This is a genomic window from Mycobacterium sp. C31M (assembly GCF_053345865.1).
The window spans coordinates 39,894-59,652 of the sequence record NZ_JBKFAX010000007.1; the positions used below are offsets into that span (position 1 = coordinate 39,894).

A 19,759-nucleotide genomic window follows, 5' to 3' on the forward strand; every position below is an offset into this window, starting at 1 on the left:
GCTACCCGACGCCGCGGTTGAGCCAGGTCACCTCGCCGGTGTCCCCACCACCGCGGTAGGGCTCCAGCGACTCGTCCCATGCGGTGCCCAGCACCGAGTCCAGATCAGCGATCAGCGCGTCGGCACCGGAGGCCATCAGGGTGCGCAGCCGCTGCTCGCCGACCATCACATCACCGTTGGCGCTCATCGAGCCGCTCCACAGCCCGAGCTGCGGGGTGTGGCACCAGCGGTGCCCGTCGACGCCGTCGCTGGGATCCTCGGTGACCTCGAAGCGCAGCACCGACCAGGACCGCAGCGCGTTCGCCAACTGCGCACCGGTGCCGACCGGGCCCACCCAGTTCGTCACAGCACGCAGTTGCCCGGGCATGGCGGGCTGGGGCGTCCACTTGAGGTTCGCCCGCGCCGACAGGGTCGACGAAAGAGCCCACTCCACGTGTGGGCATACCGCCGCGGGCGAGGCGTGAACGTAAACCACGCCAGTTGTCGCCTCGGCGAACTGGTTCGACGCACGCATACTTTTGCTCCTTCGGCTCCACGAGGGACGTCTTCCCCAACGACCTGGTGTTACCGAAATGTGCAGTTGTTTCGTGCGTGTCTATTGTGCCTTGTGAGGCGGGTGTTGCGCTAGTGTGCCCCGAATTCTCTCAGGACTCCATCAGAGATGGCCGGCCACAGCGGATAGGTCCAGTCCCCGAAATCACGGTCGGTGAGGACCACCAAGGCCAGGTCAGCGACTGGATCGACCCACAGAAACGTCCCCGACTGGCCGAAATGCCCGAAGGTCGCCGGCGAGTTCGCCGCGCCGGTCCAGTGCGGTGATTTCCCGTCCCGGATCTCGAAACCCAATCCCCAGTCGTTGGGGCGTTGTGATCCGAACCCGGGCAACACCCCGTTCAGACCGGGGAACTGCACCGACGTCGCCGCGGCGTGCATCTCGGCGGTCACCAGCACCGGGCGCAGCAGCTCGGCGGCGAAGCGCGCCAGATCGGCCACCGTGGACTCGCCGCCATACCCGGCCGCGGCCGCACCGCCGTTCAGTGCCGAGGACGTCATGCCCAGCGGTTCGAAAACCGCCTCCGTGAGATAGGTCTGCACCGGGATGTCGGTGGCCGACTCGAGCGCCTCGGCCAGCAGCGTGAACCCGTAATTGGAGTAGATACGGCGGGTACCGGGTGCGGCCAAAACGCTGAACTCATCCCCGTCGCTTCGCTCGCCCCTGGAGCCCTGCATGGCCACCCCGGACGTGTGCGCCAGCAGATGCCGCACCGTCGACCCGGGCGGTCCGGCCGGGTCGTCGAGCTCGAAGGCACCCTCCTCCACGGCGACCTGGGCGGCCCGGGCGATGAGCGGTTTGGTGACCGAGGCCAGCCGGAACGCCTTCTCGACATCCCCGTGGGTGGCCAGCAGACCGGAAGGCCCGACCACCGCGGCGGCGGCGGCCAGAACCGGCCAGTCGTCGATGAGATCGAGTGCACTCATAGGCGCCCGAGCCTACTGGTGCGGCGTCTCGGGCTTGATCGCCACGTAGTAAGTGCACGTAGCAGTGGTTGAGGACATCCGATTCGATCTCGTGCACCTCGATATGGACGAACCCGGCCTCGGTCAGCATCGACCCGTCCCCAACACCGCCGGAGATCAGGACTTTTACCCGAAACTGGACACCTGTCTGACGAATCTTCCGGCCGCGTATTAGGTTGTAGACATGAGTTGTCGCACGCCTGCTGTAGGTTTACTAACGAGCAACTCGAAACACTGACGGTAAACACGCGGCCTGGCCGCAGCACCCCACCACACGAAAGGTCCGTTCTCGGCATGAGTCAGACAGTGCGCGGCGTCATCTCCCGTTCCAAGGGTCAGCCCGTCGAGTTGGTCGACATCGTGATCCCTGATCCCGGTCCGGGTGAGGTGGTCGTGGCGATCCAGGCGTGCGGTGTCTGCCATACCGACCTGACCTACCGCGAGGGCGGCATCAACGACGAGTACCCGTTCCTGCTCGGCCACGAGGCCGCCGGCATCGTCGAGACCATCGGCGAAGGTGTCACCCATGTCGAGGTCGGCGATTTTGTCATCCTGAACTGGCGCGCGGTGTGCGGGGAATGCCGGGCCTGCAAGCGTGGCCGCCCGCACCTGTGCTTCGACACCTTCAACGCCACCCAGAAGATGACCCTGACCGACGGCACCGAACTGTCCCCGGCCCTGGGCATCGGCGCGTTCGCCGACAAGACCCTGGTCCACGAGGGCCAGTGCACCAAGGTCGACTCGGCGGCCGACCCCGCCGTGGCCGGACTGCTCGGCTGCGGCGTGATGGCCGGTATCGGCGCGGCCATCAACACCGGCGCGGTCAACCGCGATGACACCGTCGCCGTCATCGGCTGCGGCGGCGTGGGCGATGCCGCCATCGCCGGGGCCGCCCTGGTCGGCGCGCGGCGCATCATCGCCGTCGACGTCGACGACCGCAAACTGCACACCGCACGCGAATTCGGCGCCACCCACACCATCAATGCCGAAGACCTCGACGCCGTCGAGACCATTCAGGACCTCACCGACGGCAACGGTGCCGATGTCGTCATCGACGCGGTGGGCCGCCCGGAGACCTGGAAGCAGGCCTTCTACGCCCGCGACCTGGCCGGCACCGTCGTGCTGGTGGGTGTGCCCACTCCGGACATGAAGCTCGAGATGCCGCTGGTCGACTTCTTCTCCCGCGGCGGGTCGCTGAAGTCCTCCTGGTACGGCGACTGCCTGCCCGAGCGTGACTTCCCCACCCTCATCAGCCTCTACCTGCAGGGCCGGCTGCCGCTGGAGAAGTTCGTCTCCGAACGCATCAGCCTCGACGCCATCGAGGACGCCTTCCACAAGATGCACGCCGGTGAGGTGCTGCGGTCCGTGGTGGTCCTGTGACCGGCAACGTGCAGCGCGTCGTCACCTCCGGGACATTCAGCCTCGACGGCGGCACCTGGGACGTCGACAACAACATCTGGCTGCTCGGTGACGACTCCGATGTGATCGTCTTCGACGCCGCGCACACCGCCGACCCGATCATCGAGGCCGTCGCCGGGCGCAACGTCGTCGCCGTGATCTGCACCCACGGACACAACGATCACATCACCGTCGCCCCCGAACTCGCCAAAGCTCTCGACACCCCGGTGTTCCTGCACCCGGCCGACGAGATGCTCTGGCGCGTCGTGCATCCCGAGGCCGAATTCCGCACCGTCACCGACGGTCAGGTCCTGACCGCCGGCGGTATCGAGATCCACGCCCTGCACACACCCGGCCACTCGCCGGGATCGGTCTGCTGGTCCGCGCCGGAACTGAACGCCGTCATCTCCGGGGACACGCTGTTCCAAGGCGGACCCGGTGCCACCGGCCGCTCCTACTCGGACTTCCCGACCATTCTGGAGTCCATCTCCAAACGCCTCGGTACCCTGCCCGATGAGACCGTCGTCTACACCGGCCACGGCGACACCACCACCATCGGCGGCGAACTGGTCAACTACGACGACTGGGTCAAGAGAGGCCACTGACCTCAAAAGATCAACGAGATGGTTGCTGAGACGGCCGTCAAGGCAACCATTTCGTGCATCTTGGCAGGCCCGTCGCCGTCCGGGGAGTTGCTGGGATCGCAGCACTCGGCATGGGCTGTCGGCAAGGCGCAAAACGCCTGTTAAACAGGCTAAAGTCGGCTCATGGCACAGCCGTTTCTGCGGATACTGACACTGTGCCTGACGCTGTGTCTGACGGTGGCGTGTTCGGCACCGCAACCGGACCGTGTCTTCATTCGCTCCGAGGCATCGCCGGCACCGGCCGCCCCAGAGGTCCCAGTGTTCGGCGTCAAGGGCACGAACCTGACCCTCGATGGAAAACCGTGGTGGCCGGTGGGGATCAACGCCTATCAACTGGGCACCGACTGGACCGTCAACGCCGGCTGCGGAGCCCAGGTCGACCTGGACACCTTCTTCCGCCAGCTGCCCCCGCACTCGTTGACGCGGTTCAATGCGTTCTCCAGCCTGGCCACGAACAAGGAGACCGGGCTGCTGGACTTCGGTGCACTCGACGCGGTGGTGCGCGCGGCCGAACGGCACGGCCAACTGCTGATCGCCGTGCTGTCCAGCAACGAGGGCAGCTGCGAAGGCGACGTATTCAAGAACTACCGGTGGTACACCGAGGGCTGGCGCACCGATATCAGCCCCGGCGCGCCGATGACCTTCGCGAAATGGCTCGACACCGCGGTGGCGCGGTGGGGGAACTCCCCCGCACTGGCCGGTTGGACCGCCGTCGGCGAACCCGAACCGTCGGACTGCACAGACAGCGCATGCACCTGGCAGCTACGGCAGTGCCACGTCGATTCGGCCCAGGTGCTGCGCGAATTCTACGACGCCACCGGTGCGCGGATTCACGAACTGGACCCCGGTACAACCACTTTCAGTGGCCATGCCGGCGGAAGTCAGTGCGGCGCGGCACGCGAGGAGTTCCAGTACGTCAGCGCATCACCGGGAATCGACGTGTTGGAGTACCACTTCTACGAATCGATGGACTCGCTGCCCGGCAATCCCGCCGACGGCCTGGCTCGGCGCGTGGAACAGGCACGTGCACTGGACAAACCCCTGCTGATCACCGAGATCGGTATGGAGGCCGGATCCTGCGGCTCAACCGACGACCGGGAACAGGTGCTGCGCGGCGCCTTCACCGAGATGCGCAGGCAGGGCGCCGCCGGCGCGATGTTCTGGTCTTATGTACCCGACCCCCGGCATGACGAGTGCACACTCGACATCGGCCCGACGGATCCGCTGATGCGCTTGGTCGGCAGCACCGTCTAGTTTGCGATCAGCGTGAGCCAGTCCCTACCGGGTTGGTGCCACGACGCCGATAGTGAACTGCCATGACGACTTCGAACGGGCGCTCGGCTGCGATCATCGGCGCCGGCCAGACCGGTGTGACGGCCGCGCTGGGCCTGCTGGACAACGGTTTTGACGTCACCCTGTACAGCGACCGCAACCAAGCCGAACTGCGTGACGGCGTGCCGGCGACCGGGACCGCACTGATCTTCGGTGAAGCCCAGCGCGCCGAGGAGAGTCTCGGGCTGAACACCTATCTGGCGACCGCGCCGACGTCGACCGGACAGAGCGTGCGGGTGCGCGATGGTTCGGACGAGGCGATCGCCTTCGACGGGTGGTTTGACGGGGCCCGTGGTGTCGCGGTCGACACGCGGCTCAAGGCCGATGACCGGTTGACGTTGTTCCGGCAGCGCGGCGGTCGGTTCGTCGTCGAGGCCGTCGATCCACAACGGCTCGACGGTATCGCCGCGCAGGCGGATCTGACCCTGGTCGCCACCGGCCGCGGTGGGTTGTCCGCCCTATTCCCGGTCGACGCCACACGCACGGTCTATGACACCCCGCAGCGTCAGCTGCTCGCCTTCTCGGTGACCGGGCTCGGCCACGGACCGGAGGTGTTCGCGCACCGCAGCAGCGCCGGCGGGCAGCATCACGCCTTCACGGTGGTGGCCGGGCAGGGCGAAACCTTCTGGGGGCCGTATCTGCACAAGGATGCCGGACCGAGCTGGGCGTTCCTGGGCTGGGCCCACCCCGGCAGCGACTGGGCGCACCGGTTCGCCTCGGTCACCGACGCGGTATCGGCGCTGGAGGTCACCACGGGGCTGCATCGCGACTACATCGACTGGGATCTGCCGGAGGTCAGCCGCCTGCGGGTCATCGAGGAGGATCGGCATTCCTGGCTGACCGGTGCGGTCACCCAGGTGGTCCGCACCGGGATCGGACACACTGCCGGTGGGCATCCGGTGGCCGCGCTCGGTGACACCGCAATCTCCTACGACCCGATCGGCGGGCAGGGGGCGCAGGGAGGCCTGATCCACGCCGCCGCGTTGGTGCACAAGGCCGCCGCGCATGACGGCCCGTTCGACACCGACTGGCTGACAGCGGCATTCGAGGATTTCTACGATCACCGCGGCCGCGCCGCCCAGCGGGTCACCCAGCTGTTCCTGGCCGACCCGGACTTCGCCGCCTACGGCAACCTATTCTTCGCCGCGGCCAGTGGCAGCCCGCGCTTCGCGGGGCGGCTGTTCGGGCTGCTCGACAACCCGCGCCCGTTCGAGAGCGTCACCGACGAACGGTCTGCCAAGGCGCTGATCACCGATCTGGCCGGCGAGCCCGCCGACGAGGTGCTGGCCCGCTTTGTCCCGGCCGGCAGGTTCGAGCGGTCCAGGCTGCTGCTACCCGCCGCTTAACAGGCGCCGCTTCTCGGATTCGAACTCCGCCTCGGTCAGTGCCCCCGAGTCGCGCAGCGCGGCCAGCGTCTTGAGCGCTTCGATGCGGATGCCGTCCTCGGTCGGCACATAGGACTGCACCGCTCCGAAGGTCACCGCGGGTGCATCCCCGACGCTGAATGTCGGCGGGATCGGCCGGGCGGTGCGTCGTACCCGTGCGGCCCACACCCGCGCGATGATCAGAGCGAGGACACCGAGGCCGAATACCGCCGCACACCACCACGGCGCCTGCCCCATCGAACTGGCGTGGCCGAACGCCAGCCGCGGGTTGATGAAGGCCGTGACGTTCCCGTCGGTGCGGACGGTGTAGTCACCCGCCTCGGCGATATCGGCGACCCAGACCCGGACACGCGCATCGTTGTTGACCGTCGTGGTGCTGCCGATGCTTTCCGTGATCTCGGGGTCGGGCACCCCGGCGGGCTGCTCGATGCCCAGCCGCAGGTCGGGTATCGGTAGCCCGCCGCCGCCGGTGGTACCGATGATCTGGGTGTGGAAGCTGATCGTCACCTCCCCCGCCGGCAGCCGCAACTCGGCTCGGCCGGGGATCGGGACCTCACCGTAGGCGTTGTAGCGGTCGAACACGAACACGTTGAGCAGAAGGGTGACGATGAACCCGATACCGGTGGCCACCACGGTCAGCACCGCGATCACGGTGAGCAGCCGGGGCACGGTTGCTGGTGACATACCGCGAAGTCTGACACGTGCATCGGCGGCGCGTACCGGCGTACGGGACTACCCTGACGAGAATGCCCGAGTCGAGCGTGGTGGTGCGCCCCATACCGGTGGGCAGCGGCGACTACAGTGCTGCCTCCCGGTTGCAGGCCGCCGGTCTGAAGCGCGCGATCGGGTTGTTCGAACAGGCCGCCGCGGCGGTGCCGATCCCGCGCGCTCCGCTGCCGATCGTGATCGCCGACTACGGCGCCGCCAACGGTCACAATTCGCTGCTGCCCCTCAATGCGGCGATCGCCGTGCTGCGCAAGCGCACCCGCCCGGAGCATTCGATCCTGGTCACCCACACCGATGTCCCGGAGAACGACTTCTGCGAGCTGTTCCGCGTGCTCGGTGACGATCCGGACAGCTACCTGCGTCATGACGCGGCGACCTTCTCCTCAGCGGTCGGGCGGTCGTTCTACACCCAGATACTGCCCGCCAACACCGTCAGCCTCGGCTGGTCATCCTGGTCGATCCTGTGGCTGAGCAGCATCCCGGCCACGGTGGGAGACCACGTGCACTCCTCGCTCAGCGCCGACAGTGAAGTCCGCGGCAGTTATGCGCGGCTGGCCGCCCGCGATTGGCATGAGTTCGTCGCCTATCGCGGGCGGGAACTGTGCCCGGGTGGTCGTGCCGTGGTGATGACGATGGCGATCACCGAGGACGGCGAATTCGGCTACCGACCATTGTTCGCCGCGCTGCTGGCCGAGCTGACGGAACTGGTGGCGCGCAACGTGATCACCGCCGATGAGCTGTGCCGGATGTCGATCCCGATCGCGGGACGCGCGGCGGCAGATTTCGCCACCCCGTTCGCACCATCCGGCCGGTTGGAACAGCTGACGATCGAACATTTGGAAGTGTTCGATGCCGAGGACCGGTTCTGGCGCCAGTACCAGAAGGACGGTGACACCAAGGCTTTCGGCGCTCAGTGGGGCGCGTTCCTGCGGGCTGCGGTGTTCGGAGCGCTGGCAGGCTTCGTCGACCCGGCCCGGCGGGCCGGGTTCTGTGATGCGTTGCAGGCTGGAGTCAGCGCTCGGATGGCCGCCGAACCGCAGGAGATGCAGATCCCGATGGCGCAGGTGGTGCTGCACAAGAAGCCGCGCAGCTAGCCCCAGGCGGGCACGGCGGCGTCGATGAGATGCGGCCCGGGTGCGGCCAGCGCGGCGCGGAACTGATCGGCGAGTTCCTCGGCCGTGGTCGCCCTGCTGGCCGGTACTCCGAAACCCGTTGCGATGGCCACGAAATCGATGTCCGGGCGACTGATGTCCAGCAGTGACCTGGCCTGCTCCCCCGTCTCGTGCGCCCCGACCCTGGCGAGTTCCAGCTGCAGGATGGCGTAGGCGTGGTTGTTCAGGATCACCACCGTGATGTCGAGGTTCTCCCGGGCCATCGTCCACAACGCCGAGATCGTGTACAGCGCACTACCGTCGGCCTGTAAGGCGATCACCGGACGGTCCGGGGCGGCGACGGCGGCGCCCACGGCCACCGGCAGCCCCTGCCCGATCGCACCACCGGTCAAGGTCAGCACATCGTGGCGCGGCGATCCCGCGGTTGCGGCGGGCAGCAGCACACCGCTGGTGTTGGCCTCATCGGAGATGACGGCCCGCTCGGGCAGCAGCGCACCGATCACCTGCGCCCAGTTCGCCACCGTCAGTGGACCACTGGGCAATTCCGGGACCGACGTCTCCGGTAGCTGCAGCGGTCCGGCGCCGAGTTGGTCGGCCAGCGCGCCGAGGTCACCGGGTGCCATCACATGAGTCTGCACACCGGCCGGAACCAGGCTGCTGGGCTTGCCCGGATAAGCGAAGAAGGCCACCGGCGCCCGCGCACCGGCCAGCACCAGATGACTGACCCCGGCGAGCTGTTGTTCGGCCTGCTCGGCCAGGTACCCGAGCCGCTCGATCACCGGAAGTCCCTGCCCTCGTTGAAGTTTGGCGGGGAAGGTCTCGACCAGCAGGCGAGCCCCGGTGGCGGCCGCAATCCGCGCGGCGGCGGTCGACCCGGCCGCGGATGTCGCCTCACCGCCCAGCAACACGACGGTGTCGGGGCCGTGCGACCGCAGTACGTCCAGCGCCACGTCGATGCCCACCCCGGTATCGACGGGCGTGTCGACAGTCGGCCGTTCGACCGGCGGTTCGGCCGGGCTCCACGAGTAGTCGGCGGGCAGAATCACCGTCGCGACCCGACCCGGTGGTCCGAGCGCCGCGGTGATGGCGGCATCGACGGCCGGGCCGAGGTCTGCCGCCGAATCCGGGCGGACCACCACCCCGTCAGGCCAGCCGGCCAGTGCCTCGATATCGGATTCCAGTGGTGCGTCGAACGGCACATGTCCCGTGGCGTGATCGCCGACAACGTTGACCACCGGCGAGTGTGCGCGCCGCGCATTGTGCAGATTGGCCAACCCGTTGGCCAGCCCGGGACCGAGGTGCAGCAGGGTGGCCGCCGGTGTGCCGGCTATGCGGGCGTAACCGTCGGCCGCGCCGGTGGCGACCCCCTCGAACAGACACAGCACCGCCCGCATAGCCGGGGCGGAGTCCAGCGCCGCCACGAAATGCATCTCGGAGGTGCCCGGGTTGGCGAAGCACGCCGACACGCCCGCGGCGAGCAATCGTTCGATGACTATCTGGGCCCCGGTTGCCGTCACCCACACCAAGTTAGCGGATGGTCCCCACACCGGGAATCAGCGGGAGATCCAGCGCCGTCACCCACCCCGGCGGCAGGTCGTTGACCGCGGGCACCGCATTGAGCGCGCGCAGCCCGGTGGCCAGACAACCGGCGGCTGCGGCATCACGCCCCGACCCGTCGGTGAAGCGGAACGCGGTCTCCTGCGAAATGCTCGGCGTCCCTTCGATATCCACACGGTAGACGTCGTTGTCGTTGCCGGTCGGCCAGTCCGGTGCGGCGTCCAGGCCGATCCGGTTGACATGCTCGAGCTGGATGCGGGTCTCACCGTGGTAGCGACCGTTGATGGTGAACCGGACGGCAGCCACATTGCCCGACTCGATAACCCCCTTCGCGGATTTGCGATCCTCGGGGGTGACCCACTTCTCCCAGGTCGTGGTGATCTCGTCGAGCGTGATCCCGGCCGCATGAGCGATCATCGGAACCGTTGCGCCCCAAGCCATGATGAGGATCTCCGGGCTCTCCAGCAGCGGCCGGTACTCGGGCGGGCGCCCGATGCCCATCTCGAATTCGTAGTCACCGGTGTAGTTGGTGTAATCCAGCAGTTCGGAGGCCCGCACGGTCTTCACCTCCGAACACAGTCCCATCAGCGTCAGCGGGAACAGGTCGTTGGCGAAACCCGGGTCGATGCCGGTGGTGAAACATGAGGCCTGGCCCACCTCGCACGCCTGCGTGATCGGATCGATCCAGTTGGGCGGGTTCAGGTGCATCTGCGGCCACACCCACGGTGTCATGGCCGTCGAGGTGACGTCGATACCGGCCCGCAGGAAGCACGTGATCAGCTCGATGTTGGCGTCGGCCTGCGCGGCCGTCGGCCCGTAGTGCACCAAAGCGTCGGGTTTCAACGCGATCAGCGCATCGACGTCATCGGTCGCGGTGATGCCCAACGCCCCGCCCAGGCCGCAGATCTCACCGACGTCACGGCCGACCTTCGCCGGATTGCTGACGCCCACCCCGACCAGTTCGAACGCCGGGTGTTTGACGATCTCGGCGATCACCATGGCGCCGACGAAACCTGTGCCCCAGACCACTACACGCTTGCTCATCGCATTGCTCCTAGTAGCACCGGCGCAGGCCGCCGGGTTCGCAGTACAGCGGGTATTCCTGGACCGGGATGGGCAACGGGTCGCGGAAGGTCAGCGTGAACGGTTTGGTCTCCAACGTCGCGGGCAGCCCGCAGACCTGGTTGTGCGAGATGGTGCGCACCCCGGTCATGGTGACCGAGTCGAACTTGTACGTCTCGTAGAGCGGAACCGTGTCACCGTTCGGACAGGTCAACCCGTCCATGGTGTTGACGTTGTAGGTCCATTGCCCACTGGTGAGCTTGGCGTCACCACCCTTGGCGACCGCGGTCGGTGTCGAGCTGACCTTCAGCACACAGGCGACCGGGTCGCGGATCTCGACCCGCAGATCACCCACGACCGGCACACAGATCGGGTAGATCGCCCAGTTGGCCTCGGGCAGACCGTCCTGGTGGAAGGTGTAGTTGCCCTCCAGGATGTGCTGCGGGTTGGCCTGGGCCGGTGCGGCGAACACCACCATGCCCACCGCCAGGAGCGCGACACTGAACAATCCGCGAAGTGTGTTCACACGTCGCAGTATTGCAGGGCCCATCTGACCCGTCCGGCGTTTGCTCCGTGAGAGGGTTCCGGACATGACCTCATTGGACGGGAAAGTCGCATTGATCACCGGGGCGTCGGCTGGGCTGGGCGCCGCCACGGCCAAGCTGTTCGCCGAGCGCGGGGCCACCGTGTACGGCGTGGCCAGGAATACCGATCGGATGGCCGAGGTGTTCGCCGAGGTACCCGGCGGGCGGTTCCGGTCCTATGACATCGGCTCGGCGCAGGCCTGCAAGCAGGCCGTGGACGACTGTGTCGAGGCGTTCGGGCGTGTCGATGTGCTGGCCAATGTGGCCGGGTTCCACCAGATGCGTCGCACCTCCGCGGTCACCGATGCCGACTGGGATCTCGATCTCGCGGTCAATCTCAACGGGCCGTTCTTCCTGTGTCGGGCCGCGCTGCCGCATCTGCTTGCCGCCGGCGGCAACATCGTGAACGTGGCATCGGTCGCCGGGGTCGAAGGCGAGGTGTACTCGGCCGGCTACTGCGCCGCCAAGCACGGGCTGATCGGGTTGACCCGGGCACTGGCGGTCGAGTTCACCAAGGAGACGCTGCGCGTCAATGCGGTGTGCCCGGGCGGCATGCTGACCGCGCAGGTCACCGAGTTCGCCGCGCCCGAGGATGCCGACTGGGATCTGATCATGCGTATCGCCGCGCCGCGCGGAATGATGGATCCGACCGACGTCGCCAAGACCATCGCGTTCCTGGCCAGTGACGACGCGGCCGCAATCCACGGCGCGGTCTACCGCGTCGACAACGGGAAGGGTGCCGACTGATGAACGAAATCGCCTCGGGGACAGACTCGATCGGCACGGTCGGCAGCACGGCGGTCGAAGGTTCGATCGGCACGGTGGGCGGCGCCGGGGTGGCCGGCTCGATCGGCACGGTCGGCAGCGCCGGGGTCGTCGGATCCATCGCCACCGTGCAGAGCGCGGGGGTCGCGGGGTCGATCGGCACCGGCGGTAGCGCCGGGGTGGCCGGCGGGTTCGCGGTCGTCGGCAGCGCCTTCCTGGTGTTGTGTGCGGCCCTGGTCGGCTGTGTGGCCTGCCTGGGCTGCGTGGCGTGCCGCAAGTGCGCGGCCTGTGTGGGGTGCGTTGCGTGCACCGACTGTGTCGGTTGTGTCGGGTGCGTCAACTGCTCGGGCCTGCGCGGTGCCGTAGGCCTGCGCGACGTGCACGCCTGAGTCGCGCCGGAGAGCTAGCCGACCGGGGCGACGCGGATACCGGTTGCCACGGAGAGCCGAGCCGATTCCCGCGCCTCCGCCCCCACCTGTCGAGAAGGCGCCGACGAACGCCGTGACGCTGAGCATCAAGCGTGAAGGGTTGCGCGCCAAGGTGACTGTGGGCAACACCTCAGACCTGCAGGCGCAATGCACCTACCGGGCCAGGGAGGTGTACACGGTGGTGGTGACGTGCACTGCCGACTTCAACGGTGAGAACGTCGAGATCGGCCGTGTGCAACAGGACTTCTCGAGCTTCTGGTCAGCGCGGGATCTGGGGACCGATCTTGCGGGCCAGGTCGACGGCTGCCGCGCTGGACTCGTCGGCCGACATCGACAGGACAGCGACCTGGACCAGGTTGTTGCGGCCGCCCGCGGCAAACTCCACCTGCCCGGGCACCAGATAACGCATGCCGTCCGGCCCCGGTGTACCCACATCGGGAAACCCAGGTTCGGGCGGCGGGAGGGTGTTGTTCACCGCCGAACCCGGATTCCCGATCTCGTGACGTCCTGCGCTGACAGCAGCGCGCACGCATCGATCACCACCGCAGCGGCCACCGACGACGTCTCGGCGGCCTCCTCCGCCCCGGGGCGGGATCGTCCACAGTGGGTTGCGAGCCGCAACCCGCCACGAACAACATCGACCCCAGCACGAGAACCCGCGACACCTTCAGATGGTCAGCCATCAGCCAGACGCTAGCGACGGCGCGATACCGGATCCCGCTTGCGAGCAGATGGTTAGGTACGGCGGCGGCCCATCAGCGCCGCACCGCCGACCGCGCCGAGGCTCAGCACGGCGCACGCGACTGCCGCGGTGATCAACAGCGTCTGGTTGTCGCCCCCGGTTTCCGGCGCGGCCTCGGCGGCCAGCCGCAACCGGTAGTCACCGGGCAGCGGAGCCTCGCGCGGCTCGTCAAGACCCGGGTACTGCTGGGTGCGGTGCACCTCGAAAAGCCGCTCCCCTCCGGCACTCTGCTTCCACACACCCCAGGCCGGGGTCACCCCGTCCAGCAGCACCCGACGTTCGCCGTAGCGGGCGTCATCGCCGACATCGACGATGCGCTGCACCCGGAACGGCTCGTACACCGCATCCGAGTAGCGCACCTGGACCGGCACGTTGTCGTAGCGGTACAGCGGCGGTGGGGGCGGCGGGGCGATGGCATTGATATTGGCGATGTTGGGGATGAAGCCGCCCCCGAAGAAGCTGCCGACCGCGACCCCGACCGCCGTGCTGACCACGGTGTTGATGGTGTTGAGAACCACCGCGGTGAAGCTGTAGGCGGCCAGGTCGGCGACGTACATGACCATTCGCTGCAACGGCGGGATCGTCACGACGCGCGGCCGGTTCTCGTACTCGTAGACGATGCGCACCGGGTCGCGGTACGGATTGACGATCATCGGCCGGTAGAACTCGTCGTACTGCACCCAGTCCGGATTCCACTGCCGCACGCGACGGTCCCAGTCACGTTGTTCGGCGCGCAGCTCACGCTGATCCTCGCGCAGTTGGCGCTGGTCCTCGCGCAGCTGTCGCTGATCCTCCCGCAAATCGCGGCGCTCGTCGTCCAGGCGGTCGCGCTCCCGCTCGACACCGATCAACGACGACAGCTGCGCGAGTTCGTCGACGCGGGCCGGTTCGGGCTTCACCTCGACCGGCGCCGCGATGCGCGCCAGCTCGACATCGGCGGCCGGGGCCGCGAGAGTGTCGGGTTTCAGCGTCTCGATGACCGCGGCGGTCTTTTCCACCTCGGAGGATTCGACGGATTCCGACGGTTCCGTGGTCTCTGACGGCTCCGAAGATTCGGTGGGCGCCGCGGGTTCCGAAGTCTCGGTGGGCTTCGCGGTTTCGGTGGGCTTCGCGGTTTCGGTGGGCTTCGCGGTTTCGGTGGACTCGGCCGAGGTCTCGGCGGCTACCTCCGCGGGCTTCTCGGTGGTGGTCTCGGCGGAGCGGACGGGCCGCTCGGCCGTGGTGGGCTTCGCGGTGTGGGTGGGCTCCGCAGCGGGCTCGGCGGCCGGGGCCGACGTGCGCGGTGCCGGTGTTGGAGTCGTGCTGCGCGGCGAAGACGGTGCCACGGTCGACGAGGTCACCGCCGACGACGTGACCGGCGTCTGGGTCCGCGGTGCCGGCGCGGCCGTCGTGCTGACCGTGGTTCTGGGCGTCGTGGGCTCCGCCACCACCGGCTCGGGTGCTGGTTCGGCCGTCGGCGTCACCACGGGTTCGGGTTCGGGCTCGGCGGTCTTCGTGACCACCGGTGAGTCGGGCACCGGCGCGACCGTCGGCGTCGTGACCTCGACCACCGGCTCGGGTGTGCGCTCCACCGTCGCCTCGGCGGTCGGCTGCTCGTACACCGTCTCCGGCTCGGGCACCTCGACGGTGGTCGTCTCCGCGGAAGACGGATCGGCGATCGCCGGTGCCACGCCGACCGTCAATGCGGTCAGCGACAGCACCACCGTGGAGGCCACCCCGGCCACCAGGCTGCGCATCAGGAATTCCTCACGTGCGGCACTCATGGTGCATCGACTCCTCGAAGTTCTAGGAGCAGGGCAATTCTCAGCCACTACTGCATTGCGCAGTCATCTCCCCCGACACCGGCCGTGCGGCCCAGCAGCTGTCTCGCATGGTTCATCGCTGTGGGCGCCGCAGTGTTACATGGCCACGGAAGTACCTGCTTTCAGCCAACCGGGCCGTCAACCGGTTTCGGCTGAAGCCACGCAGATCCTGACCGCAGGTGATCTGACACCATGACCGGATGCCCACCCGCGAATTCGTCCTCACCGACGAATTCCGCGACGCCATGGAACTGTTGGCCCACGGCCGGCACATGTTCCTCACCGGTAAGGCCGGCACCGGCAAGTCGACGTTGATCCGGCGTTTCATGGCGCAGACCGACCGCAATGTGGTGGTCGTCGCACCCACCGGGATCGCCGCACTCAATGTCGACGGCTACACCGTGCACCGACTGTTCGGGTTCAACGCCACCACCACGCTGGCCGATATCCGGACCGGCCGCTACTACCCCGGACGGTTCGCCCGGACGGTCAAGGCACTGGACACCCTGATCATCGATGAGGCGTCGATGGTCCGCGCCGACCTGTTCGACAAGGTGGCCGCCGCGCTGGGACGGTACGGCCCCGATCCGGGTGCCCCGTTCGGCGGGGTGCAACTGGTCCTGGTCGGCGACCTCTACCAGCTGCCGCCGGTGGTCACCGAGAACGAGGCCGCCTTCTTCGCCGACCGGTACGGGACCCCGTACTTCTTCTCCGCGGACAGCTTCGACCGCGACGAGTTCCCTATGGTCGCGCTGACCACGGTGTTCCGCCAGCTCGGCGACGACCGAATGACCGCCATACTCAACGAGATCCGTGAGGGTGTGCTGCTCGGGCATGCGCAGGCCGAACTGAACGCCCGCACCGATCCGGACTTCGTGCCGCCCGATGACGAGTTCTGGCTGACGCTGGCCCCGACGAACCGACTGGTGACTGCGCGCAACCGGCAGCAGCTCGGGCGGCTCGACGGTGACGAGATCGTCGCGCATGCCCGCCAGACCGGGGATCTGAGCCTGTTCGACCCACCTGCCGACGAGACGCTGCGATTCAAGATCGGCGCACAGATCATGATGCTCACCAACGATCCGGCCGACCGTTGGGTCAACGGCACCCTGGGCAAGGTCGTCGCGCAGGTGGCAGTTGATTCATCGGTCATCGTCGAGTTCACCGACGGCACCCGCGCCGAGGTGGGCCCCAACGTGTGGGAGGCGACCCGGCCGGTCATCGAGGGCGGTTCGCTGCACCACGAGGTCTGCGGCACCTTCACCCAGCTGCCGTTCAAACTGGCTTGGGCCATCACCATCCACAAGAGCCAGGGGCAGACGCTGGACCGCCTGGTTGTCGACCTGACCGGCGGCATGTTCTCCTACGGGCAGCTGTATGTGGCCCTGAGCCGCTGCACCTCACTGGGCGGCCTGGTGCTCAAACGCCCTGTGCTGCCCAAGGATCTGAAGACCGACCGGCGCATCGCACGGTTCCTGCAGACCGCCGGCGACGACGATCAGGGTGCCCGTCGCCACTGTGCCATCGGCATGCTGACCGTCGGCGACGAGGGCCGGATGTCGCGGCCCCGCCCGGTCGAACTCGCCGTCGCCTTCGACGACGGCACCGCGGTGAGCACGCTGGTCAACCCGCAACGTGATCTCGCCGACGCGCGTACCGCCTACGGCATCACCGTCGCCGATATCCTGCTGGCCCCCACCTTGGCCGAGGCCTGGGCGATCATCGCCCCGATGCTGACCGGTTGCACACCGGTGGGACCGCACATCGACGAGACCCTCGGCCTGATCGACTTCGAGCTCAAACGGCTCGGACACGTGACGGTCATGCCGTTGGGCGTACCGAACCGCGGCGCGAGCAACGCAGCCCGCGCCCTGGACCGCGCCACCGCCGCATTGCACCGGTTCACCGAGAACACACCACCCACAACGGGTTCCACACCGTTCGGCGACCCACCCGAATCGGCGTCGGGGCATCTGCTGACCCGCGACCCCGACACGCCGACACCGACCTCGGCGCACCTGCCCGCCCTGTCGGCGCTGCTGGAGGTCAGCACGTACGTCGGGCCGGCCCTGCTCGGTTTACCCACCACCGCGGCGCCACCGGACACGCCGTGGGTCGCGGCGGCCCGGCATTCGGTGGCCGGTCAGCTGCGCGCCGCGGCCGGCCGGGTCCGGCTCACCGCCGAGGCCCGTGACCGGTTGCACACGGCGCAGACCCTGCTCGGGGTCGACATCATCGACACCGCAACACAATCCGATATGCCCGATATCGACGCGGTGCTGGTGGCGGGCGCGCGGATCTGTTTCACCGGCACCGCGCTGGACGGCGCAGGGCGTGAGGTGCCGCGCGAGGAGATGATGCGACTCGCGACGGCCGCCGGCCTGTCGCCGGTGAAGACGGTGACCAAGACCCGCTGCGAGGTGCTGGTGACCGCCGAGGCCGGCACCCAGTCCGGTAAGGCCCGCAAGGCGCACGAACTGGGCAAACCGGTGTTCGCCGCCGAGGACTTCCTGCAATGGGCGCGTGATCACTCGTCATCGCCCGGCACACCTTAAGGTCGGAACCGTGAACCGGCTGGACCGCTTCTTCGAAATCACCGCCCGCGGCTCGACGATCTCTTCCGAGCTGCGTGGCGGCGTCGTCACCTTCATCGCGATGGCCTACATCATCGTGCTGAACCCGATCATCCTGTCCGGTTCGGCGGATGTCACCGGCAACCAGCTGGGATTCACCCAGGTCTCGGCCGTGACATCGCTGGCCGCCGGGGTGATGACCATCCTGTTCGGAGTGGTCGCGCGGCTACCGTTCGCGTTCGCCGCCGGGCTGGGCATCAACTCGTTCCTGGCCACCTCGGTGGTCGGCGAGCTGACCTGGGCCGAGGCCATGGGCCTGGTGGTCATCAACGGCATCATCATCGTGCTGCTGGCGGTCACCGGTCTGCGCCGGCTGATCTTCGATGCGGTGCCCATGCAGCTCAAGCTGGCGATCACGGCGGGCATCGGGTTGTTCATCCTCTTCATCGGGCTCGTCGATGCCGGCTTCGTCGCGTCCACCGGCGGGCCCTCGCCACCGGTCGGGCTCGGTGGCCAAGGTGCGGGCTCGATCACCAGCATCCCCACCGTGGTCTTCGTGTTCACCCTGTTGATCACCGGAATCTTGGTGGCCCGCAAGGTCCGCGGCGGCATCCTGATCGGCCTGATCACCGGCACGGTCGTCGCCGTCGCCATCGAGGCGATCTGGCATCTGGGCTCCTCGGTCGACAAACCGGGCGGCTGGGGCCTGTCGGTGCCGACGCTGTCCGGGTCCCCGTTCGCGGTGCCGGACCTGTCCCTGGTCGGTGAGTTCAGCCTCGGCAGTGTCGGGCGGATCGGCATCCTGGCCGCGGTCATGCTGGTGTTCACGCTGGTGTTCACCAACTTCTTCGACGCCATGGGTACCTTCACCGGCCTGTCACGACAGGCCGGTGTCGCCGATGACCAGGGCAACTTCCCGCGGCTGCAGTCCGCGCTGGTCGTCGAGGGCGCCGGCGCGGTCGTCGGCGGTGCCGCCTCGGCATCGTCGAACACCGTCTTCATCGAATCCGGTGCCGGTATCGGCGAGGGTGCCCGCACCGGGCTGGCCAGCCTGGTGACCGGCGCGCTGTTCCTGGCGGCCATGTTCGTGACCCCGCTGGCGGCGATCGTGCCCACCGAGGTGGCAGCCGCGGCGCTGGTGATCGTCGGCGCCATGATGGCCTCGCACCTGCGCGATATCGACCTGTCGGATTTCTCCATCGCGCTGCCGGTGGTGCTGACCGTGGCGGTGATGCCGCTGAGCTATTCGATCGCGAACGGTATCGGCGTCGGGTTCATCTCCTGGGTCATCGTGCGGACCGCGGCCGGCAAGGGCCGTGAGATCAGTCCGCTGCTGTGGGTCGTCGCCGTCGGGTTCCTGCTGTACTTCGCCCGCGGCTGGATCGACTCGCTGATCGGGGTATGACCGTCGACATCGAGGGACCCTCGCGCCGTACCCACATCATCCGACTGGCGGCGCTGGCCGCGTTCCTGCTCGGGCTCTGGTACCTGATCGGCATCGAACGGGTCCTCGACGTCACCGATATCCGTGCGGCGGTGGCCTCCACCGGACCGGCCGCACCACTGGTCTATGTGGTGGTGTCGGCAATACTGGGCAGCCTGTTCGTGCCGGGCCCGATCCTGGCCGCCGGCAGCGGGCTGCTCTTCGGACCTGTCGTCGGGGTGTTCGTCACCCTGGGCGCCACCGTGGGCACCGCGATGATCGCCAGCCTCGCCGGCCGGCGCGCCGGCCGGGACAGTACCCGGGCACTGCTGGGCGCCGAGCGGGCCGACCGGATCGACGCACTGATCGCCCGGGGCGGGTTGTGGGCGGTGGTCGGCCAGCGGTTCGTGCCCGGAATATCCGACGCCGCGGCCTCATACGCCTTCGGCGCGTTCGGAGTTCCATTGTGGCAGATGATGATCGGCGCATTCATCGGTTCGGTGCCGCGCGCGTTCGTGTACACCACGCTGGGAGCCTCGGTCGACGATCTGACTTCTCCCCTGGTGTACGTGGCGATCGGGGTGTGGTGTGTGACCGCCGTTATCGGCGCGTTCGCCGCGCACCGCGGCTACCGCAGCTGGCGTAACCGCGCAAACGAATGAATCCGCGGTCCGGGTCGCACGTTCGGCCCGGCTGACGGATGATCTG

The 19,759-nt window shown here is 68.0% G+C and carries 18 protein-coding genes; 10 read left to right on the forward strand and 8 right to left on the reverse strand.

Annotation, left to right across the window (positions count from 1 at the left end; all coding sequences use genetic code 11):
• Position 1: 1 nt before the first annotated feature.
• Entirely contained in the window at positions 2 to 514 is a 513-nt protein-coding gene (locus tag ACLBYA_RS12365) for a DUF3145 domain-containing protein (RefSeq protein ID WP_447709702.1), read from the reverse strand.
• 110 nt (positions 515 to 624) lie between these two features.
• Positions 625 to 1,479, reverse strand: coding sequence for a serine hydrolase domain-containing protein (locus ACLBYA_RS12370; protein ID WP_447709703.1), 855 nt, complete (start codon positions 1,477 to 1,479; stop codon positions 625 to 627).
• A gap of 333 nt (positions 1,480 to 1,812) precedes the next feature.
• Between ACLBYA_RS12370 and ACLBYA_RS12375 the strand changes: the two genes are divergently transcribed.
• From ACLBYA_RS12375 to ACLBYA_RS12390, 4 genes are all read left to right on the forward strand, one after another.
• Positions 1,813 to 2,898 carry an S-(hydroxymethyl)mycothiol dehydrogenase gene (locus ACLBYA_RS12375; protein WP_447709704.1) on the forward strand — a complete coding sequence of 362 codons (1,086 nt, stop codon included), beginning with the start codon at positions 1,813 to 1,815 and terminating at the stop codon, positions 2,896 to 2,898.
• Positions 2,895 to 3,521 (forward strand): MBL fold metallo-hydrolase, encoded by a 627-nt coding sequence (locus tag ACLBYA_RS12380; RefSeq protein WP_447709705.1) that lies wholly within the window; start codon positions 2,895 to 2,897, stop codon positions 3,519 to 3,521. The genes ACLBYA_RS12375 and ACLBYA_RS12380 overlap by 4 nt, the downstream gene beginning before the upstream one ends.
• Positions 3,522 to 3,683: 162 nt before the next feature.
• Entirely contained in the window at positions 3,684 to 4,814 is a 1,131-nt protein-coding gene (locus ACLBYA_RS12385) for a beta-mannosidase (RefSeq protein ID WP_447709706.1), read from the forward strand.
• Positions 4,815 to 4,876: 62 nt separating this feature from the next.
• Complete coding sequence (locus tag ACLBYA_RS12390; RefSeq protein WP_447709707.1) at positions 4,877 to 6,238, forward strand: styrene monooxygenase/indole monooxygenase family protein; 1,362 nt, start codon at positions 4,877 to 4,879, stop codon at positions 6,236 to 6,238.
• Here ACLBYA_RS12390 and ACLBYA_RS12395 read toward each other — a convergent pair.
• The gene (locus tag ACLBYA_RS12395; protein ID WP_447709708.1) at positions 6,224 to 6,961 is read right to left on the reverse strand and encodes an SHOCT domain-containing protein; all 738 of its coding nucleotides are present in this window, start codon (positions 6,959 to 6,961) and stop codon (positions 6,224 to 6,226) included. The two genes, ACLBYA_RS12390 and ACLBYA_RS12395, sit on opposite strands and share 15 nt — an antisense overlap.
• Before the next feature lie 62 nt (positions 6,962 to 7,023).
• Here ACLBYA_RS12395 and ACLBYA_RS12400 point away from each other — a divergent pair, with 62 nt between their 5' ends.
• Positions 7,024 to 8,097: an SAM-dependent methyltransferase gene (locus ACLBYA_RS12400; protein WP_447709709.1), complete on the forward strand. Its 1,074-nt coding sequence runs from the start codon at positions 7,024 to 7,026 to the stop codon at positions 8,095 to 8,097.
• Here the strand turns inward: ACLBYA_RS12400 and ACLBYA_RS12405 are convergent.
• Genes ACLBYA_RS12405 through ACLBYA_RS12415 form a run of 3 tightly spaced genes read right to left on the reverse strand, consistent with a single transcriptional unit; the run spans position 8,094 to position 11,260 of the window.
• Positions 8,094 to 9,632, reverse strand: coding sequence for an acetolactate synthase large subunit (locus ACLBYA_RS12405; RefSeq protein WP_447709710.1), 1,539 nt, complete (start codon positions 9,630 to 9,632; stop codon positions 8,094 to 8,096). The genes ACLBYA_RS12400 and ACLBYA_RS12405 overlap by 4 nt on opposite strands.
• A 10-nt stretch (positions 9,633 to 9,642) precedes the next feature.
• Complete coding sequence (locus ACLBYA_RS12410; RefSeq protein ID WP_447709711.1) at positions 9,643 to 10,716, reverse strand: NAD(P)H-dependent amine dehydrogenase family protein; 1,074 nt, start codon at positions 10,714 to 10,716, stop codon at positions 9,643 to 9,645.
• 10 nt (positions 10,717 to 10,726) lie between these two features.
• The gene (locus ACLBYA_RS12415; protein WP_447709712.1) at positions 10,727 to 11,260 is read right to left on the reverse strand and encodes a hypothetical protein; all 534 of its coding nucleotides are present in this window, start codon (positions 11,258 to 11,260) and stop codon (positions 10,727 to 10,729) included.
• Positions 11,261 to 11,324: 64 nt separating this feature from the next.
• Between ACLBYA_RS12415 and ACLBYA_RS12420 the strand changes: the two genes are divergently transcribed.
• Positions 11,325 to 12,065, forward strand: a complete 741-nt coding sequence (locus ACLBYA_RS12420; protein WP_447709713.1) for an SDR family NAD(P)-dependent oxidoreductase — start codon at positions 11,325 to 11,327, stop codon at positions 12,063 to 12,065.
• The gene (locus tag ACLBYA_RS12425) at positions 12,065 to 12,472 is read left to right on the forward strand and encodes a hypothetical protein (RefSeq protein WP_447709714.1); all 408 of its coding nucleotides are present in this window, start codon (positions 12,065 to 12,067) and stop codon (positions 12,470 to 12,472) included. The genes ACLBYA_RS12420 and ACLBYA_RS12425 overlap by 1 nt, the downstream gene beginning before the upstream one ends.
• Positions 12,473 to 12,770: 298 nt before the next feature.
• Here ACLBYA_RS12425 and ACLBYA_RS12430 read toward each other — a convergent pair whose 3' ends face one another.
• Together ACLBYA_RS12430 and ACLBYA_RS12435 are read right to left on the reverse strand one after the other, a co-directional pair.
• Positions 12,771 to 12,986: a hypothetical protein gene (locus tag ACLBYA_RS12430; RefSeq protein WP_447709715.1), complete on the reverse strand. Its 216-nt coding sequence runs from the start codon at positions 12,984 to 12,986 to the stop codon at positions 12,771 to 12,773.
• A 260-nt stretch (positions 12,987 to 13,246) separates the two neighbouring features.
• Positions 13,247 to 15,016 carry a hypothetical protein gene (locus tag ACLBYA_RS12435; protein WP_447709716.1) on the reverse strand — a complete coding sequence of 590 codons (1,770 nt, stop codon included), beginning with the start codon at positions 15,014 to 15,016 and terminating at the stop codon, positions 13,247 to 13,249.
• 239 nt (positions 15,017 to 15,255) lie between these two features.
• Here ACLBYA_RS12435 and ACLBYA_RS12440 point away from each other — a divergent pair, with 239 nt between their 5' ends.
• From ACLBYA_RS12440 to ACLBYA_RS12450, 3 genes are read left to right on the forward strand one after another with little or no spacing between them, the layout of a single operon-like run.
• Positions 15,256 to 17,610, forward strand: a complete 2,355-nt coding sequence (locus ACLBYA_RS12440) for an AAA family ATPase (protein ID WP_447709717.1) — start codon at positions 15,256 to 15,258, stop codon at positions 17,608 to 17,610.
• Between the two features lie 10 nt (positions 17,611 to 17,620).
• Complete coding sequence (locus tag ACLBYA_RS12445; RefSeq protein WP_447709718.1) at positions 17,621 to 19,033, forward strand: NCS2 family permease; 1,413 nt, start codon at positions 17,621 to 17,623, stop codon at positions 19,031 to 19,033.
• Positions 19,030 to 19,713, forward strand: a complete 684-nt coding sequence (locus ACLBYA_RS12450) for a TVP38/TMEM64 family protein (RefSeq protein ID WP_447709719.1) — start codon at positions 19,030 to 19,032, stop codon at positions 19,711 to 19,713. The genes ACLBYA_RS12445 and ACLBYA_RS12450 overlap by 4 nt, the downstream gene beginning before the upstream one ends.
• Positions 19,714 to 19,759 lie beyond the last annotated feature (46 nt).

Excerpts from the sequence above, each read along its gene's own strand:
- ACLBYA_RS12365 (WP_447709702.1), bottom strand. The coding sequence starts at position 514 with ATGCGTGCGTCGAACCAGTTCGCCGAGGCGACAACTGGCGTGGTTTAC.
- ACLBYA_RS12370 (WP_447709703.1), bottom strand. The coding sequence starts at position 1,479 with ATGAGTGCACTCGATCTCATCGACGACTGGCCGGTTCTGGCCGCCGCC.
- ACLBYA_RS12375 (WP_447709704.1), top strand. The coding sequence starts at position 1,813 with ATGAGTCAGACAGTGCGCGGCGTCATCTCCCGTTCCAAGGGTCAGCCC.
- ACLBYA_RS12385 (WP_447709706.1), top strand. The coding sequence starts at position 3,684 with ATGGCACAGCCGTTTCTGCGGATACTGACACTGTGCCTGACGCTGTGT.
- ACLBYA_RS12390 (WP_447709707.1), top strand. The coding sequence starts at position 4,877 with ATGACGACTTCGAACGGGCGCTCGGCTGCGATCATCGGCGCCGGCCAG.
- ACLBYA_RS12395 (WP_447709708.1), bottom strand. The coding sequence starts at position 6,961 with ATGTCACCAGCAACCGTGCCCCGGCTGCTCACCGTGATCGCGGTGCTG.
- ACLBYA_RS12400 (WP_447709709.1), top strand. The coding sequence starts at position 7,024 with ATGCCCGAGTCGAGCGTGGTGGTGCGCCCCATACCGGTGGGCAGCGGC.
- ACLBYA_RS12410 (WP_447709711.1), bottom strand. The coding sequence starts at position 10,716 with ATGAGCAAGCGTGTAGTGGTCTGGGGCACAGGTTTCGTCGGCGCCATG.
- ACLBYA_RS12420 (WP_447709713.1), top strand. The coding sequence starts at position 11,325 with ATGACCTCATTGGACGGGAAAGTCGCATTGATCACCGGGGCGTCGGCT.
- ACLBYA_RS12425 (WP_447709714.1), top strand. The coding sequence starts at position 12,065 with ATGAACGAAATCGCCTCGGGGACAGACTCGATCGGCACGGTCGGCAGC.
- ACLBYA_RS12435 (WP_447709716.1), bottom strand. The coding sequence starts at position 15,016 with ATGAGTGCCGCACGTGAGGAATTCCTGATGCGCAGCCTGGTGGCCGGG.
- ACLBYA_RS12440 (WP_447709717.1), top strand. The coding sequence starts at position 15,256 with ATGCCCACCCGCGAATTCGTCCTCACCGACGAATTCCGCGACGCCATG.
- ACLBYA_RS12450 (WP_447709719.1), top strand. The coding sequence starts at position 19,030 with ATGACCGTCGACATCGAGGGACCCTCGCGCCGTACCCACATCATCCGA.